This is a genomic window from Halomonas sp. SL18_1, from assembly GCF_055755715.1.
Genome location: NZ_JBVTRK010000001.1, coordinates 2,396,334 through 2,412,336, shown reverse-complemented (window position 1 = coordinate 2,412,336; position 16,003 = coordinate 2,396,334). Strand labels below are relative to the sequence as shown.

The window sequence follows — 16,003 nt, the reverse complement described above, 5'->3', positions numbered from 1 at the left end:
GGCACTTTCCTTATGGCATTCCCGTCAGCGACGACGCAGTCGACGGTTGATCTCGGCCTCACGCTCGACGTCGACCCACCAGGCGGCGAGATCGAGTCCGTAGGTTGGGAAAGGTTCGGGATAGCCGAACTTGTCCCAGATCGCGATGCGGGTCTCGCCGGAGTGGTAGTGGGGAATCATCACGAAGTTCCACAGCAGCACCCGGTCCAGGGCGCGGGCGATGGTGTTGAGCTCCTCTCGACTGTCGGCGCGAATCATGCGCTCGACCAGGTCGTCCACCACCGGGTCGGCGAGGCCCATCAGGTTACGGCTTTGAGGGCTCTCGGCAAACTCGCTGGTCCAGAACTCGCGCTGTTCGTTGCCCGGGTTGTTGGATTGCGGAAACTGGCCGGTGATGATGTCGAAATCGAAGCTGCGTAGTCGGTTGAGATACTGGTTGATGTCGACGATGCGCAGGCTGCCTTGGATGCCGAGGCGCGACATGTTGCGCAGCATCGGCTGCACCACCCGCTCCAGGCCGCTGTCGAAGAGCAGCACTTCCAGGCTAAGGGGTTGGCCCGTTTCGCCGTGTACCAGGCGGCCGTCCTCGACCGCATAGCCGGCGTCCTGGAGCAGATCATAGGCCAGTCGCAGGCGCTCGCGCAGGTCCTGCGGATGCTCGATGGGGGTCGGCTCCTCGAACAACCTCTCTGGCAGGGCATCGCGATGGGGCTCTAGCAGCGCGAGCTCGTCCTCGCTTGGCAGCCCTCGGGCGGCCATGTCCGAGTTCTGGAAGAAGCTTTCGGTACGCTGGTAGGCGTCATCGAAAATGTTGGCATTGAGCCAGGGAAAGTCGAAGGTCAGGCTCAAGGCTTCGCGAACCCGCGGGTCCTGGAAGGTGTCGCGGCGCAGGTTGAACACGAAGGCCTGCATGGTGGCCGGCTGGCCGTCCGGCACCGTGATGCGCCGGACCAGCCCGTCGCGATAGGCCGGAAAGTCGTAACCGATCGCCCAGGTTGCGGCCCGGGCATCGGTGCGATAGTCCATGACGCCGGCCTTGAAGGCCTCCCAGGCGATGTCGCGATCCCGGTAGTAATCATAGATAAGGCGGTCGATGTTGTGACGTCCGCGATTGACCGGTAGGTCCCGTCCCCAGTAGTCGGGATCGCGCTCATAGACAATGCGTCGCCCGGGTCCACCTCGCCGATGCGATAGGGGCCAGAGCCGGGGTGGTGTGCCAGCGTCGGTGAGCTGAAGTCCCGTTCCCCCCAGTAGTGCTTGGGCAGCACCGGCAGCTGGCCGACGATCAGCGGCAGCTCCCGGGAGTGATTGCTGCTGAAGGTGAAACGCACGGTGTGCGTGTCTAAGACTTCGACACCCTCCACATCGGCATAGTAGGCGCGATAGAAGGGATTCCCCTCGTCGCGCAGTAGCTCGAAACTGAAGGCCACATCCTCGGCGGTCAGGGGCTTGCCATCATGGAAGCGGGCCTCGGCGCGAAGGTCGAATTCGATCCAGTAGCGCTCGGGGTCAAGGCGCATGCCGTTCGCCAGCAGCCCGTAGACGCTGAACGGCTCATCGGGACTGCCCTCGAGCAGGGTATCGTAGATCTGGCCCAGCCCAATGGCGGGCGTACCACGAATGATGAAGGGATTGGTGGAATCGAAGCTGCTGCCCACGGCCGCCCGGGTCATGCTGCCCCCTTGGGGGCATCGGGATTGACGTGGGGAAGTGCGGGAAATCCGTGGGGAGCGCGGGTTCGTCGTAGAGCGCGAGACCGTGGACCGTCGGCACCGCTGGTTCGGCGGCTATCACCAGCGGTGCCAAGACGGTGGTCATGCCAGCAACGGTACCAATCAGCAGGCGGCGTAGCGCTAGGGTCATCGATGACGTCCTTGATGGGGTTCCTGGCCCGGAAGCCCGGGCGATAACCGCCATAAGGTGTCAGGCCGGCCGTGGCTTGTAAACCTCTTCCGACGCCGCCCCGCTTATCGGGATGCCAGGCTGCGGCGCGGGACGGCGAGGGTCTGTCCGGCATGGATGACGTCGCCGTTGAGGCCATTATGCTGCCTTAGCTCGGCGACGCTGATGCCGTAGCGAGCGGCGATGGACGAGAGGCTGTCGCCCTGCTGCACCAGGTGCTGCTCGGCCCCGCCCTGTGTGGCGTTCGGCGCCGGGGTGGACAGGCGCGCCAGGACCACCTCTTCACGCTCCGCTGGTACCAGCACGACCTCGGCGGTCGACGGGTGGGCGCTGCCGTTGGTGAGGCCCGGGTTCAAGGCCGCCAGTTCGCTGGGGCTGACCCCCGCCTGATGGGCTAGCTGGCCAAGGTCGAGCGGAGCGTCAACCGGGATCTTGGCGAAGGCCGGGGTATCATCGATGTCAGGCAGTTCGATACCGTAAGCTTCCGGCTCGGCAATGATTGCCGCGATGGCATGCAGCTTGGGCACGTACTGCATGGTTTCATTAGGCAGACGCAGGTGCCAATAGTCGGTGGACTCGCCACGCGCGCCCGCTGCATGCCGTGCACGGTTCACGGTGCCAGCGCCCGCGTTGTAGGCGGCCAGCGATAGCTCCAGGTCGCCGTCATACCACTGTTCGGCCTGCAGTTCGATATAGTCCAGCGCCGCCCGGGTCGAGGCGACGACGTCCAGGCGACCGTCATAGCCGCGCTGACGTCGCAGGCCCAATGCATCGCCGGTACCCGGCATGAACTGCCAGAGACCCGCGGCGCCGCGATGGCTGCGGGCTTTCGGGTCGAAAGAGCTCTCGACGAACGGAATCAGGGCGATCTCGCCGGGCAGGTCGCGCGCCTCGACCTGTTCGATGATCCAGGCCATCCAGGGGCGAGCTCGCTCGGTAATCTCTACCACGTTGTGGGGGCTGTCGCGGTAGTGATCGATCCAGCGTTGAACCCGTTCGTCGTGGGCCCTCTCCTGCCACGCCAGGTTGTCACGCAGCCTGTCCCAGGTGTTGCCCGAGGCCGGCTGCAGCTCGAGAGCGTCCCAGAAATGCAGCTGAGCCGGAGGGGTGGCGGTGGCCCGAGTGGCAGCCTGACTGGATGTGCCGGCTGCCGCCAAGGCGCCGATCAGGGCGATACTGCTGGCCAGGCCGATGGCTCGGCGCCGTGCCGTTCGATAGGTCATGCGTTCTCCTCCTGGCCGCAGGGACGAGGTCGGGCTGGCCGATTCCTCGTCGCGGCGTCCGGGATCGTGGTTCAGAAACGGTCTTTCCAGGCGCGCAGGGTTGCGAAGGTCGCCTGGTCGGTGTCGGTGTCGCCGTGAGCCGCTGCGGCGCTTCGCACCTCGGGCTCGGCACAGCGCAGGAAGGGATTGATACGCCGCTCACGCCCAGGTGGCTGGGCAGGGTGGGGCGGTCGAGTTCCCTGGCGCGCTCGGTGTTGGCGATCGCCGTGGCCACATCCGGGTTACGAGGATCCGCGGCGCTGGCGAAACGCAGGTTGGCCAGGGTGTACTCGTGGGCGGCGAATACCAGAGTGTCGTCTGGCAAGTCGGCGAGACGCTGCAGCGAGCGGTACATCTGTTCAGGCGTGCCTTCGAACAGTCGGCCACAGCCGCCGGAAAACAGCGTGTCGCCGCAGAACAGCAGCGGCGGGATGCCCGCCGTAAAGAAGGCGATATGGTCAAGGGTGTGGCCCGGCACTTCCATTATCTCGAAGCGACGACCCATGACCCGGCAGGTGTCGCCTTCGCCGACACGCTCGTCGATCCCCTCGATACTGGGATTGTGAGGGCCGATGACCCGCGGCGAGTAGCGGCGTATCAGTTCGGGCAGACCACCGACATGATCCTGGTGATGGTGAGTAATCAAGACGCTGCCCAGGGTGAGATTCTCGCGTTCCAGCATCTCGATCACCGGGTCCGCGTCACCCGGGTCCACGACGCAGACCTCGGTGTTCGTATCCTGACGGAGTAGCCAGATATAGTTGTCGCCAAAAGCGGGAATCGGTGTCACGCTCAGCATGGGCAGTGTGTCCTCGTCGCGTCGGGCACCGCAGGAGCAGGGCGCTCGCTCCAGGCCGTCGCCTAGCGGTTAACTCAAGGGACGGGCTCGAGGAGCTGTCGGCCAGGCGGCTGAGTGCTGCCAATATGATGCTATTGGCCTGCAAAACCGAGTATCTTGGAGGGTCTGGTAGACAATGTCAAACGCGCACGATGCGACTGCACTGGCGCGCCTGTTTCGCGAGGGGCGCCGCTATTGGGCGACGGAGGATGGCTGTGCCCACTGGCGTACCGAGCGCGCTTGCCTCGGTCCGGTCTGTGAGCAGCTGCATGGTGGACACAGCCTGGAGCTTGGCATGGCGCCTACGCTGATCGACATGTGTCCGATACGCCACCGCCTGCGCTGGGCGCCGACTGCTGAGCTGGCCGAAGGCCCTGCCAGCTCTGGTTTGTCCCCCGAGGCTCTGCCGCTGCCCGACGAATGCCTGCACCTGGTGGTGCTCCATCACCTGTTGGAGATCCTGCCCAATCCTCATCGCCTGCTTCATGAGGCGGCGCGTGTCACCGCCGCGGATGGCAGCCTGATAATCTTCGGTTGGGCGCCCCTGGGAACGGCTGGCCTGGCGCGCGCCCTGCCGGGGCGCCGTCGACGCCTGCCCTGGCGGGGTGAATGGCGGACGCCGGGGCGTCTGCGTGACTGGCTGGCGTTTGTCGACTTCCAGATCGAGCGGGTAGACTATTGCGGATTTCATCTGCCCGGCAGCCTGCCGCGCAATGCCGCGCTGGAGACCTTGGGGCGCCGACACAATGTCCCGCTGGGCGACAGCTATATCATCCGTGCCCGGCGCCGTTCGCGGCTGGTGCAGACACAGAAACCACGCCTGCGGCTGGGTGGCGCGCTCGGTGGCGCTGCGCTGGGCCACGCCACCCGCGTTGGACGACAAAGCGAAAGGACGACCGAGGTTGAACGAATCCCGTCAGAGTGACCCGCTGCCGCGGGTCACTGTCTATACCGATGGCGCCTGCCGCGGCAATCCAGGGCCGGGCGGCTGGGGAGCGGTGCTCAGCAGCGGTCGCCATGAGAAAACCCTGAACGGATTCGAGCCCAACACCACCAACAATCGCATGGAGCTAATGGCGGCGATCATGGCGCTGCGTGAGCTGAAGCGCGAATGCGAGGTGGAGCTGTGGACCGACTCCGAGTACCTGCGCAAGGGTATCACCGAATGGATTCACGGCTGGATCAAGCGCGGCTGGAAGACCGCGGCCCGCCAACCGGTCAAGAATGCCGAGCTGTGGCGGGAACTGCTGGCCGAAACCCAGCGCCACCGGGTTCAATGGCACTGGGTCAAGGGGCATAGCGGCCATCCGGGCAACGAGCGTGCCGACGCCTTGGCCAACGAGGCCATCGATGCCCATCGTGCCACTACCCGTGCCGCCGTCGAGTAGTCGGCGCTTCCCTTTCCCGATTTTCGAGCCACCTGATTCACGAGCGAGCCAATGCGCCAGATCGTCCTGGATACGGAAACCACCGGCATCGACCCTCGAGAGGGCCATCGACTGATCGAGATCGGTGCGGTGGAGCTGGTCAACCGCCGTCTTACCGGTAACAACTACCATCAGTACATCAACCCGGAGCGAGAGATCGAGGCCGAAGCCGTCGGGGTGCACGGCATTACCAATGAACGGGTCGCCGACGAACCGCGTTTCGCTGAGATCGCCGATGCGTTCTGGGAGTACATCCGCGGTGCCGAGCTGGTCATTCACAATGCCGCCTTCGACGTCGGCTTCATCGACCATGAATTCACGCTGCTGCAGGCCAAGCGCGGGGAGCCGCGACTGGGCCCGGTGGCCGAGCACTGCCGGATTCTGGATACCCTGAAGCTGGCCCGCGACCGGCATCCGGGCCAACGCAACAATCTCGACGCCCTGTGCAAGCGCTACGAGATCGACAACGGTCGCCGGGTCCTGCACGGTGCACTGCTCGATGCCGAGATTCTCGCCGAGGTCTATCTGGCCATGACCGGCGGGCAGACCGCCCTGACGCTGGACGCAGAGCACGCGGGCGATGAGCAAGTCCAGAGCGGCGGCCTGGCCATTCGTCGGCTCTCTCTGTCTCCCGGCAGTCTGCGTATCCAGCAACCTGCCGATGATGAGTGGGCCGCCCATCGTGCGAAGCTGGAGCAGATCCGCGAGGCAGCGGGCCATTGCTGTTGGGATGATCTCGAGGCGCTATTCGCCAGCAAGGGGCATTAAGCGCCATGTTGCGTCGTGAACTGCCGCCTTCGGGGGGAATGGGTCGGGTGATTCGTATCGCCCAGGGGCGAATCGCGCCGGGGCCTGACGGTTCACCGCTTCAGCCCGAGCAGCGCTGGGGCGAAGCACTACAGCCGCTGTGCTACTGGCACGAGACGCCCGTTGCCCTGGCCCTGGAGGACGAGCCGGAGCCGAGCTGGCCGGATGGCCGTCGCTGGCTGTCGCTGCTGGCAGAGTCGTGGTTCCCGCTGCTCTCCACGGCGCTGCAGGTCGCCGCTTGGCTCAACGATCACCGCTACTGCGGCCGCTGCGGCGCTCCGGCATCCCCGCTGGATGCCGAGTTTGCCATGCACTGCCGGCGCTGTGGCCATCGCAACTACCCGCGAATATCGCCATGCATCATTACCCTGGTGACCCATGGAGACTCTCTGCTGCTGGCGAGAAGCCCGCGCTTCCCGCCGGGACGCTATTCCACGCTGGCAGGGTTCATTGAGCCGGGCGAGTCGGCCGAGGATGCCGTGCGGCGCGAGATCTTCGAGGAGGTAGGCCTGACGGTGGGACGGCTACGCTACTACCGTAGTCAGGCATGGCCCTTTCCCCATTCGCTGATGCTGGGCTATTTCGCCGAAGCCGCCACGCGCCGGATTCGCATCGATGGGGTGGAGATCGCCGATGCTGCCTGGTTCAGCCCACGGCAGCTTCCCCAGCTGCCTCCCCTCTATTCGATCTCACGCGCGCTGATCGAGACTCACCTCGCGGAGGTGAGCGGGGGCACTGAATCACCTGGGTAAGCCACGGGGCGGCCCGCAGAGCCGAGCACGCCCCTTGCCTTTGCCCTCAGCGTGCCGGGAAGAGGCTGGTGAGCTTGGTGGCCAGCATGACGTTGCCGGTGGCCTTGAGCTTGCCGGTCATGAAGGCGGTCATGCCGTTGATCTGTCCGTTCATCACGCCTTTCAGGGTGTCGGTGCTCAGGCTCAGGGTGACACTGGGGTCTTCATGCTCGCCTTCCTCGATCGCCAGGCTACCGTCCTTGACCACCAGATAGTGGCTACCGGCATCGCTGAAGTGGAATTGGAAGACGTCGTCCATGCCTTCGGCGGCCTGGGCATCGAAGCGGTCTTGCAGCTTTTCAAGGGTGGTGCTGGACATGTGCGGCTTTCCTCTATGAAAAGGGGGTAGGCGGGGCTTGGCACGTCAGGGCCCGAACCCTGCCGAGCATATTTCAAACGACTGTTTCAATCAAGGCCATTGTGCCGGCCGACAGCCGGGGGCAGGATGATGGCATCTTCAGGGAAGCGGGGGAATCAAGGTGAACGATTGGCTGATGGATATCGGAACCTTCTTGGTCCAGCTGATGCTGTTGGCGCTGGTGGCGGGGCTGGTAGTGGCGGTGATTGCTCGAGCGCGCGGCGAGGGGGGCGAGCGCATGCGGCTACGGCTGGAGGAGCTCAATCACAGCCGCGAGTATCGGCGCCGTCGCCTGGCGCTGGCGGCATCTGAGCCTGGCGCCCGCAAGCGCCTGCTCAAGGCGTTTCGCCGCAGCGACAAGTCCGACGGACGCCGTGGACGCCACCAGCAGGAGAAGACGCCCCGTCCGACGGTGTGGGTGCTGGAGTTTCGCGGCGATCTGAAGGCCAGCGGGGCAGGGCGCCTGGCCGAGGAAATTTCTGCCGTGACGGCGGCAGCCGAGGAGGGTGACGAGGTCGTGGTACGGCTGGAATCGGCAGGAGGGCTGGTCCACGCTTACGGTCTCGCCGCTGCCCAGATGGACCGCCTGCGGGAGGCCGGCCTGACGACCACGGTGTGCGTCGACAAGGTGGCCGCCAGCGGCGGTTACATGATGGCCTGTGCCGCCGATCACCTGAGGGCGGCACCCTTCGCCGTACTGGGCTCGATCGGGGTGGTGGCTCAGCTGCCCAATGTGCACCGCCTGCTGAAACGTCATGACATCGACGTGGAGCTGCTCACCGCCGGCGAGTACAAGCGCACCCTGACGATCTTCGGCGAAAATACCGAGGAGGGGCGCGAAAAGTTCATGGCGGACCTGGAAAACACCCATGAACTGTTCAAGGCGCATGTCGCAGAGCGCCGCCCCAACCTGGATATCGAGGCGATTGCCACAGGCGAGATATGGTACGGCCGCGATGCCCTCGGCAAGGGGTTGATCGACGCCCTGGGCACCTGCGAGGCCTATTTGGTCTCGCGCATGGAAGAGGCGAGAGTGGTGAGTGTCACGCTCGAGTCTCGCCGGCCGATAGGGGAGCGGCTGGGCCTCTCACTCTCCACCGCCGTCGAGCGGGGCATCGAGCGCCTGCTGGAGCGCCTGGATGCCGGACGCTGGGAGCGACGCTGACCGCTACAGTTGCTGCAGGTGGGTCAGCGCCTCCACCATCTGGCCGGCCTGCTCGCCCTGCAGAGAGTAGTAGATGGTCTGGGAGGCGCGCCGCGTGGTGACGAGCCCTTCACGACGCAGAATCGCCAGGTGTTGCGACAGCGCCGACTGACTCAACGACAACCGCCGGTTGAGTTCGGTGACCGACAGCTCCCTGCCGTCCAGCAGGCAGAGAATGCGCAGCCGGTTTTCGTTGGCCAGTGCCTTGAGCAGGGCGGTGGCCTGGTCGATGGCGCCATCGCCAGCCTCCAGGAGTCGGGCGGCGGCGCTCGCTGAGGTGCTCATGATGGTTTCCCCGTATTGGTTGCCCGGATGCTTATGGCGAAAGCGGGGCGGGCGACGGCGGGCAGTTCCCCTGAGCCCGTGACACGCCTCGTCGGTACGCCATCTCCGGGAGGCAACGCTCATGGCTTACTCATTTAGTCATCATTGATAGTGGAGCGGCGGCTGTCAAACGTCGAATCAACGCATTCTCACCCGGGATCGGCCGCTAATGGCTTGAGTGTTGTCAACAATGTGCGCAGGCTCTGCTATTTTGACCCCCAAATTAGCCGATGGTATGAGGGAAAATCCCGGAAAAATCTCTAGAGTGTCAACAATCACCGCAGCAACTTGACGCCGGACAGGACACTCATGACCAATTACTCATCAGAATTTCAGCACTCTATCACTCAGCCCGAGTCATTCTGGGAAGAGCAGGCAAGCCGGATTCCCTGGTTCACGCCGCCCAAGACCATCCTTGACTATGATGAACAGCAGCATGCCCGCTGGTTCGTCGACGGCGAGCTCAATATCTGTCACGCCGCTCTCGACCACCACGTGGAGCAGGGTCGCGGCGACCAGCCCGCCATTTTCTGGGACTCCCCGGTGACGAACAGCAAGCGCACCGTCAGCTACCGCGAGATGCGCGACCAGGTCGCGCGCTTTGCCGGAGCGCTGAAGGGGCTGGGCGTCGAGAAGGGGGACCGCGTGGTCATCTACATGCCGATGGTCCCGGAAGCGCTGATGGCCATGTACGCCTGTGCCCGCCTGGGGGCCGTCCATTCCGTGGTATTCGGTGGCTTCGCGCCCCATGAGCTGGCGGTGCGCATCGACGATGCGCAGCCCAAGGCCGTCGTGGCTGCCTCCTGCGGGATCGAGATCGACAGGGTCATTCCCTATAAGCCGATCATCGATGCCGCCATCGAGCAGAGCGAGCACAAGCCCGAGGCCTGTGTGATCCTGCAGCGAGAGCAGCTGACCGCCGAGCTCGGCTCACGCGATCATGACTGGGCGACGCTGATGGAGACCGCCGAGCCGGCCGACTGCGTGCCGGTCAAGGGCAGCGATCCGCTCTACGTGCTCTACACCTCGGGGACCACCGGCAAGCCCAAAGGCGTGGTGCGCGACACCGGGGGCTATGCGGTGGCGCTGCACTATTCGATGGAGGCGATCTACGATGTCGCGCCTGGTGAGGTGTTCTTCTCCGCCTCAGACGTGGGCTGGGTCGTGGGCCACTCCTATATCGTTTATGCGCCGCTGCTGCGCGGCTGTACCACCGTGGTCTATGAGGGCAAGCCGGTGAAGACGCCGGATGCCGGCGCCTTCTGGCGACTGATCAACGAGTACCAGGTCAAGAGCTTCTTCACCGCGCCGACCGCCTTTCGCGCCATCAAGAAGGAGGATCCGGACGGCAAGCTGCTGCAGCAGTATGATATCTCCTGCCTCAAGGCGCTGTTCCTGGCCGGCGAGCGCCTCGACCCGCCAACCTTCCACTGGCTAGACGATCTGCTGGACGTGCCGGTGATCGATCACTGGTGGCAGACCGAGACCGGCTGGCCGATTGCTGCCAACTTGCAGGGCCTAGAGCCCATGCCGACCAAGGCCGGCTCAGCGACGGTGCCGGTCCCCGGCTTTAACGTTCAGATCCTCAATCGCGACGGCGAGCCGGCCAAGCCGATGGAGCAAGGCAGCGTGGTGATCCAGCAGCCGATGCCTCCCGGCTGCCTGGTGGGTGTCTGGGGAGACCCCCAGCGCTTCCACAGTGCCTACATGGCGGCGTTTCCGGGCTATTATCTGACCGGCGACGGCGGCTACTTCGACGAAGACGGCTATCTCTTCATCATGGGGCGTACCGACGATGTCATTAACATCGCCGGTCATCGACTCTCCACCGGTGAAATGGAAGAGGTGGTCGGTGCCCACCCGGCGGTCGCCGAATGTGCGGTGATCGGTATCCATGACGCCCTCAAGGGGCAGCTGCCGGTGGGCCTGGTAATCCCCAAAGACGGCTTCGACGGCGACGAGGTGGCGTTGGAAGAGGCACTGATCGCCCTGGTGCGCGACAAGATCGGCCCCATCGCCTGTTTCAAGCAGGTGCTGGTGGTCAACCGGCTTCCCAAGACCCGCTCGGGCAAGATCCTACGCAAACTGCTGCGCACCATCGCCGACGGCAAGGAGTACGGCGTACCGTCCACCATCGACGATCCGGCCAGCTTGCAGGACGTGCATGACGCCATGAAGGAGCGCTCCGTGGGTGCTGCCCACGAGGCCCGCCAGGTCTGATCCGACGAGCCAACGACGCGCGATAACGCCAGGACGCCGCCCACGGGGCGGCGTCCTGGCGTTTGTGAGCCCCGTTGGCTGGCCTTCCGCGCATGAGATCGGTGGGCATTGGTCAGCGCGCAGGGCAACGGCGTATAATTCTCGCCTCTTTTCGGGCAAGCGCCAGACGCTGCTCGCCTGACCGACCAACGCTATGATGGGAGTCTCGATGACCGTCGATCTCAATTATCTTGATACCGGGGGAGCGGAACGCCACTGCTGGTGGTGCATGGCCTGCTGGGCAGCGCCGACAACTGGCGCTCTCATGTCAAGCAGTGGCAGGCGGATCGGCGCGTTGTGGCAGTGGACCTTCGCAATCACGGCCGCTCCCCCACGTCGCTGGCATGCGCTACGAGGAGATGGCAGACGATCTACTAGGCTTGATGGATCGGCTAGGGATCGAGCGCGCCCACCTGCTGGGTCACTCGATGGGTGGCAAGGTAGCGATCAGCCTGGCGCAGCAGGCGCCCGAGCGGGTCGCCTCGCTGATCGTCGCCGATATTGCCCCCGTGGCCTACGGTCACGGCCACGATGCGGTGTTCGCCGGCCTGCGGCGCGTGGAGAGCGGGCGTCCCGCCAACCGGCGCGAAGCCGATGCGCTGTTGGCCGAGCATGTCGAGGACCGGGCAACTCGGCTGTTTCTGGCTACCAACCTGGAGCGAGACGAGGCAGGTAGGTTGACGCCGCGCCTGGGGCTGGACCAGATCGAGGCGGGCTATCCGGATATCATGCAGGCACCGCCGGGCGAAGGGAGCTTCGAGGGACCCACGCTGGTCCTGCGGGGCGGCCGATCCGCCTATGTGACCGAGGAGATGCTGCCGGCTCTCTACGCGCGGCTGCCCCAGGCCCAGGTGGTCACCCTCGAAACGGCGGGGCACTGGCTGCACGCCGAGCAGCCCGACGCCTTCCAGGCGGCAGTAAACGATTTTCTTGCCAGCCTGTCGGCATAGCGTCGAATGACTATGGGCCTGGGGTACCCAGGTCCACGGCCAGTCGCTCGACGGTTGAGCCTTCCTCGAGAATACCGGCATCCAGCAGGAACCTCTCGAAGCGGTGATAGCGCCCCTGATCCACGGCAGCAGGGCGTCGTGTCAGGCGTGGCAGGATATCGTCCCAGGCCTCGCGCATGTTGGGATCGTCCAGGGCCGGCTCGGCCGAGATCAGCAGTTCCCAGGCCTCCTCCCGGTGATCGAGAATCCACAGGCTGGCCTCCTCCAAGGCGGCGAGCAGATGCCGAAACGCCTCACGCTGGCCATTGAGCCGATCTCGGTTGGCCATCAGGATCAGGCCATCGTGGACCGGCACGCCATGCTCTTCGATGCGCAGGGTGCGGGTGGCGATACCCTCATCGGCCAGTTGACGGGGCAGCAGGTAGCGCTGGTTGACGACCACCCCGTCGAGTGATTCGGCCCGCATGGCGTCCAGTGCCGAGAAATTCACATCGGTGAGGGTGGTGAGGCGGTCCAGGCCTCCCTCCTTCGCCAGCAGGCCGGTGAGGACCACCTCGCGACTGTCCTGATCGGTATAGCCAAGCCGCAGGCCAGCCAATTCGGGCTCGCCTGGGGCCTCGTCCAGCGACTGCTTCAGGACCACCCCTCCCAGCGGAGTGTCGATCAGGGTGGCAACTCTGATCAGCGGCAGGCCACTGCCAGCCTTCAGGTGCAGCAGCGCTTGGCGGCCGAGCGCCAGGTCGGTGCGTCCGGCCGCCAGGAGCTTGGCAGGCACATTCGGGTCCGCCGGACTCGTCAGGGTGACTTCCAGCCCCCGGCGCTGAAACATGCCCTTTTCACGCGCGACCAGCAGAGCAGCATGCTGGGGGTTGAGATACCAGTCCAGGGTGATCTCCAGCGCCGTCATCGGCGGGGGGCGATGGGCTCGGCGGGCTCAATGGCCACCGAGGGCACCGGTTCATCCGCCGTTACCGCTTCGTCCTCAACGGGTGAGGGGGCGAGCAGCGGCGCCAGGTCGATGCTCCCCGGGCCTTCGACCATCGGCGGTACTGCCACCCGAGCCGGTGCATCGCCGGGTGCCTCGAGCAGGGGAGGCGCCGAGAAAGACGCCGATGGGGTCTCGGCAGGCGCAGCGTCATGGAGTGGGATGGGAACCATCACGTCGGAATCAAGGTGCAGGGGAGACGCGTCCTCGGAGAGGGCTTCTGGCGTCTCAGCGATGGCCGGGCCTGGGGCCAGGGCAGCGGCGGCCAACGTCAGGGTCAGAGCGCGGGTTACATACCATCGAAGTGTCGAGGTGGCCATGGGGGTGGGAAATCTCCAGCGGCGGCGGGGCCATCGGCGAGCGGCCAGTGTAGCTTCGCCGACGGCCCGGTGACCAGCCGCCGGCCACTGCTCTGTCATGATGGCCGTGTCATAATGCCCGTGATTGTGTTTCGAGGAATGGCATGGATACCATCAACACCCTCTTTCTGCTCAGCGGGTTTCTCATCGCCCTGAGCGTGCTGGGCAGTCGCCTCTCCACCCTGGTGGGGTTGCCGCTGCTGCTGATCTTCCTGGGACTGGGAATGCTGGCAGGCGAGGACGGTCTGCTCGGTATCGAGTTCGACGACCACTCTCTGGCCTTCGTGATCGGCCACCTGGCCCTGGCGATGATTCTGCTCGACGGTGGGCTTCGCACTCGCCTCAAGACCTTTCGGGTGGGGTTCAAACCGGCGCTGACGCTGGCCACCCTGGGGGTCTTCTTGACCAGCGCCCTGGTCGGCCTGATCGCCATGTGGGTCTTTGAGCTGTCGTTGGTGCAGGGGCTGCTGGTGGGGGCCATCGTCGGCTCCACCGACGCGGCGGCGGTGTTCTCCATGCTCAGCGGCCGGGGCGTGCACCTCAATGAGCGGGTCAGTGCCACTCTGGAGATCGAGTCGGGGACCAACGACCCATGGCGATCTTTCTCACCATCATGCTGGTCGAGCTGCTGGTGGGCGAGATCGGCGGGGTGGCCGATACCCTGCTGTTTCTGGTCACCCAGTTCGGCCTCGGGCTGGTGATCGGCCTCGGGGCCGGCTGGCTGATCGCCCGCCTTCTGCGCTGGGTCGATCTGGCCCCGGGGCTCTACTCGCTGCTGGCCCTGGCCCTCGGGTTCACGGTCTTCGGCCTTACCGGTTTTCTCGGCGGCAGCGGTTTTCTCGCTATCTACCTGACCGGCCTGATGATCGGCAACCAGCCTGGCCGTCATCTCAATTTCATCTTGCCGGTACACGACGGGCTTGCCTGGCTGAGTCAGATCGGCCTCTTCCTGATTCTTGGGCTGCTGGTCAGCCCCATGGAGCTGCTCGAGGTGGCGCTGCCGGCATCGCTGGTCGCCCTGGCGCTGATCTTCGTGGCCCGCCCCCTGGCCGTACTGGTCAGCATCAAGCCGTTCTTCAAGTTTCGCTGGCGAGAGCTCGGCTTCATTGCCTGGGTGGGGCTGCGCGGGGCGGTGCCGATCGTGCTGGCGATCTTCCCGGTGATCGGCGGCGTCGAGAATGCCTCGCTCTACTTCAATGTGGCCTTCGCCGTGGTGCTGATGTCGCTGCTGATCCAGGGCGGCAGCCTGCCGCTGATGGCGCGCTGGATGCGCGTCGAGGTCCCTATGGGGGTGACGCCCAACCATCGCGGCCCGTTGGGCATTCTGCCGGAGAATGACTATGAGATGTTCGTCTATCAGGTCGAGAATCAAGACCTGGATGACGTGCCCATTCGCCTGCTGCGCTTTCCCTCCGGCGCCGTGATCTCGGCGCTGTTTCGTGAACACGCCATGCTGCATCCGAAGGGCAGCACGCGGCTCAGGATCGGTGACGTGATCTGCGTGATCGGCCGTGCCGATGACCTGCCCGCGCTGAATCGCCTGTTCAGCGGCGATGCCAAACTCAAACGAGAGCGCGCCTTCTTTGGCACCTTCACTTTCGATGGCGACGCCCTGATGCGCGACATCGCCGGCGTCTATGGCTTGACACTCAGCCCCGGCGAGCAGGAGATGACCCTGGCCGAGTTCGTCTCGCTGCGCGTCGGCGGACACCCCGTGGTGGGCGACGATGTGGACTGGCACGGCATTCACTGGGTGGTCAGCGAGATGGAGGGGAATAAAGTGACGCGAGTGGGCCTGAGGCTCTATTGACCGCCGGATGTGGTCGTGGATGCCCTGGTGGCATCCGCCGCCTGCTCGGGGTGGGCAAGGCAATCAGCTTGCGTGCTTGCGCCAGGTCAAGGCGACTTCCACCGACTCATCCGGGGTGTTCAGCCACGTCATACCGTCCTGCAGCGTGCAGTGCAGGTTCATGCTTCTGCCGACCAGGCTCGCTAGCGCCTGTACCGAGGCTGGATCGACATCGATGACGCTCAGGTTACCGAACATGGCGAGCCGGTGGCCGTGCTGTTCCCACCAGAGCTGGGCGCCATGCCCGCTGTAGGTGTAGAGGGTTACCTGCCTGGCGCGGGCGCAGGCCCGGCGAACACTCTTCTCATCGGGCTGCCCGAGCTGAATCCAGTGTTCGATGGCCCCGGTAAGGTCCTTCTGCCAGAGATCGGGCTCGTCCTCGGTGCTCACGCCGCGCCCAAACGCCAGCGCCTCATCGGCGTGCCGGGCGAAGGCCAGCAGCCGCAGCATCATCCGCTCATCGGTTTCCGATGGATGCTGGGCCACGGTCAATGCATGGTCGGCGTAGTAGTGGCGCTCCATATCGGCGACCTGGAGCTGAACCCGGTGAATGCGTGCCTTTAATGCCATGAAACGAAGCTACCTAGGCGGGAGGAGGGCGCCATCATGCCATACGCTACGCCAACGGGGTATCGTCGCACTGTGGGGATGGCGGCCAAGGCGGAATGTCTGCCATGGTAAGAGCAGG

General features: G+C 65.0%; 12 protein-coding genes and 4 pseudogenes. 8 read left to right on the top strand and 8 right to left on the bottom strand.

What is annotated here, in order from left to right; genetic code table 11:
* Positions 1 to 24: 24 nt before the first annotated feature.
* From ACSJDS_RS12325 to gloB, 3 genes and pseudogenes are all read right to left on the bottom strand, one after another.
* A pseudogene (locus ACSJDS_RS12325) lies at positions 25 to 1,520 on the bottom strand (extracellular solute-binding protein).
* A 447-nt stretch (positions 1,521 to 1,967) separates the two neighbouring features.
* The gene (locus tag ACSJDS_RS12320; RefSeq protein ID WP_473033536.1) at positions 1,968 to 3,125 is read right to left on the bottom strand and encodes a transglycosylase SLT domain-containing protein; all 1,158 of its coding nucleotides are present in this window, start codon (positions 3,123 to 3,125) and stop codon (positions 1,968 to 1,970) included.
* A 71-nt stretch (positions 3,126 to 3,196) separates the two neighbouring features.
* Positions 3,197 to 3,963: pseudogene (gene gloB / locus ACSJDS_RS12315) on the bottom strand (hydroxyacylglutathione hydrolase).
* Positions 3,964 to 4,138: 175 nt separating this feature from the next.
* Here gloB and ACSJDS_RS12310 point away from each other — a divergent pair.
* From ACSJDS_RS12310 to nudC, 4 genes are read left to right on the top strand one after another with little or no spacing between them, the layout of a single operon-like run.
* Positions 4,139 to 4,927, top strand: coding sequence for a methyltransferase domain-containing protein (locus ACSJDS_RS12310; RefSeq protein ID WP_473033535.1), 789 nt, complete (start codon positions 4,139 to 4,141; stop codon positions 4,925 to 4,927).
* Positions 4,905 to 5,390 (top strand): ribonuclease HI, encoded by a 486-nt coding sequence (gene rnhA / locus ACSJDS_RS12305; RefSeq protein WP_473033534.1) that lies wholly within the window; start codon positions 4,905 to 4,907, stop codon positions 5,388 to 5,390. The genes ACSJDS_RS12310 and rnhA overlap by 23 nt, the downstream gene beginning before the upstream one ends.
* A 51-nt stretch (positions 5,391 to 5,441) precedes the next feature.
* Positions 5,442 to 6,197 (top strand): DNA polymerase III subunit epsilon, encoded by a 756-nt coding sequence (gene dnaQ, locus ACSJDS_RS12300; protein ID WP_473033533.1) that lies wholly within the window; start codon positions 5,442 to 5,444, stop codon positions 6,195 to 6,197.
* 5 nt (positions 6,198 to 6,202) lie between these two features.
* Complete coding sequence (gene nudC, locus ACSJDS_RS12295) at positions 6,203 to 6,988, top strand: NAD(+) diphosphatase (RefSeq protein ID WP_473033531.1); 786 nt, start codon at positions 6,203 to 6,205, stop codon at positions 6,986 to 6,988.
* 46 nt (positions 6,989 to 7,034) lie between these two features.
* Here nudC and ACSJDS_RS12290 read toward each other — a convergent pair whose 3' ends face one another.
* Complete coding sequence (locus ACSJDS_RS12290) at positions 7,035 to 7,346, bottom strand: SCP2 sterol-binding domain-containing protein (RefSeq protein WP_473033529.1); 312 nt, start codon at positions 7,344 to 7,346, stop codon at positions 7,035 to 7,037.
* A gap of 160 nt (positions 7,347 to 7,506) precedes the next feature.
* On the opposite strand from ACSJDS_RS12290, the gene sohB reads away from it, so the two are divergent.
* On the top strand, positions 7,507 to 8,550 hold the full coding sequence (gene sohB, locus ACSJDS_RS12285; protein WP_473033528.1) for a protease SohB: 1,044 nt from the start codon (positions 7,507 to 7,509) through the stop codon (positions 8,548 to 8,550).
* Positions 8,551 to 8,553: 3 nt separating this feature from the next.
* On the opposite strand, the gene ACSJDS_RS12280 is transcribed toward sohB, so the two are convergent.
* Positions 8,554 to 8,874: an ArsR/SmtB family transcription factor gene (locus ACSJDS_RS12280; protein ID WP_473033526.1), complete on the bottom strand. Its 321-nt coding sequence runs from the start codon at positions 8,872 to 8,874 to the stop codon at positions 8,554 to 8,556.
* 348 nt (positions 8,875 to 9,222) lie between these two features.
* On the opposite strand from ACSJDS_RS12280, the gene ACSJDS_RS12275 reads away from it, so the two are divergent.
* A complete protein-coding gene (locus ACSJDS_RS12275) occupies positions 9,223 to 11,133 on the top strand; it encodes a propionyl-CoA synthetase (RefSeq protein ID WP_473033524.1) in 1,911 nt (636 codons plus the stop codon).
* Positions 11,134 to 11,341: 208 nt separating this feature from the next.
* Positions 11,342 to 12,122 (top strand): annotated as a pseudogene (locus ACSJDS_RS12270) (alpha/beta fold hydrolase).
* Positions 12,123 to 12,132: 10 nt separating this feature from the next.
* Here the strand turns inward: ACSJDS_RS12270 and ACSJDS_RS12265 are convergent.
* The gene (locus tag ACSJDS_RS12265) at positions 12,133 to 13,029 is read right to left on the bottom strand and encodes an ABC transporter substrate-binding protein (protein WP_473033523.1); all 897 of its coding nucleotides are present in this window, start codon (positions 13,027 to 13,029) and stop codon (positions 12,133 to 12,135) included.
* Positions 13,026 to 13,283, bottom strand: coding sequence for a hypothetical protein (locus ACSJDS_RS12260; RefSeq protein ID WP_473033522.1), 258 nt, complete (start codon positions 13,281 to 13,283; stop codon positions 13,026 to 13,028). Before ACSJDS_RS12260 ends, ACSJDS_RS12265 begins: the two co-directional genes overlap by 4 nt.
* A gap of 287 nt (positions 13,284 to 13,570) precedes the next feature.
* On the opposite strand from ACSJDS_RS12260, the pseudogene ACSJDS_RS12255 reads away from it, so the two are divergent.
* Positions 13,571 to 15,276 (top strand): annotated as a pseudogene (locus ACSJDS_RS12255) (potassium/proton antiporter).
* 63 nt (positions 15,277 to 15,339) lie between these two features.
* Here the strand turns inward: ACSJDS_RS12255 and ACSJDS_RS12250 are convergent.
* Positions 15,340 to 15,885 carry a YaeQ family protein gene (locus ACSJDS_RS12250; protein ID WP_473033521.1) on the bottom strand — a complete coding sequence of 182 codons (546 nt, stop codon included), beginning with the start codon at positions 15,883 to 15,885 and terminating at the stop codon, positions 15,340 to 15,342.
* Between the last annotated feature and the right edge of the window lie 118 nt (positions 15,886 to 16,003).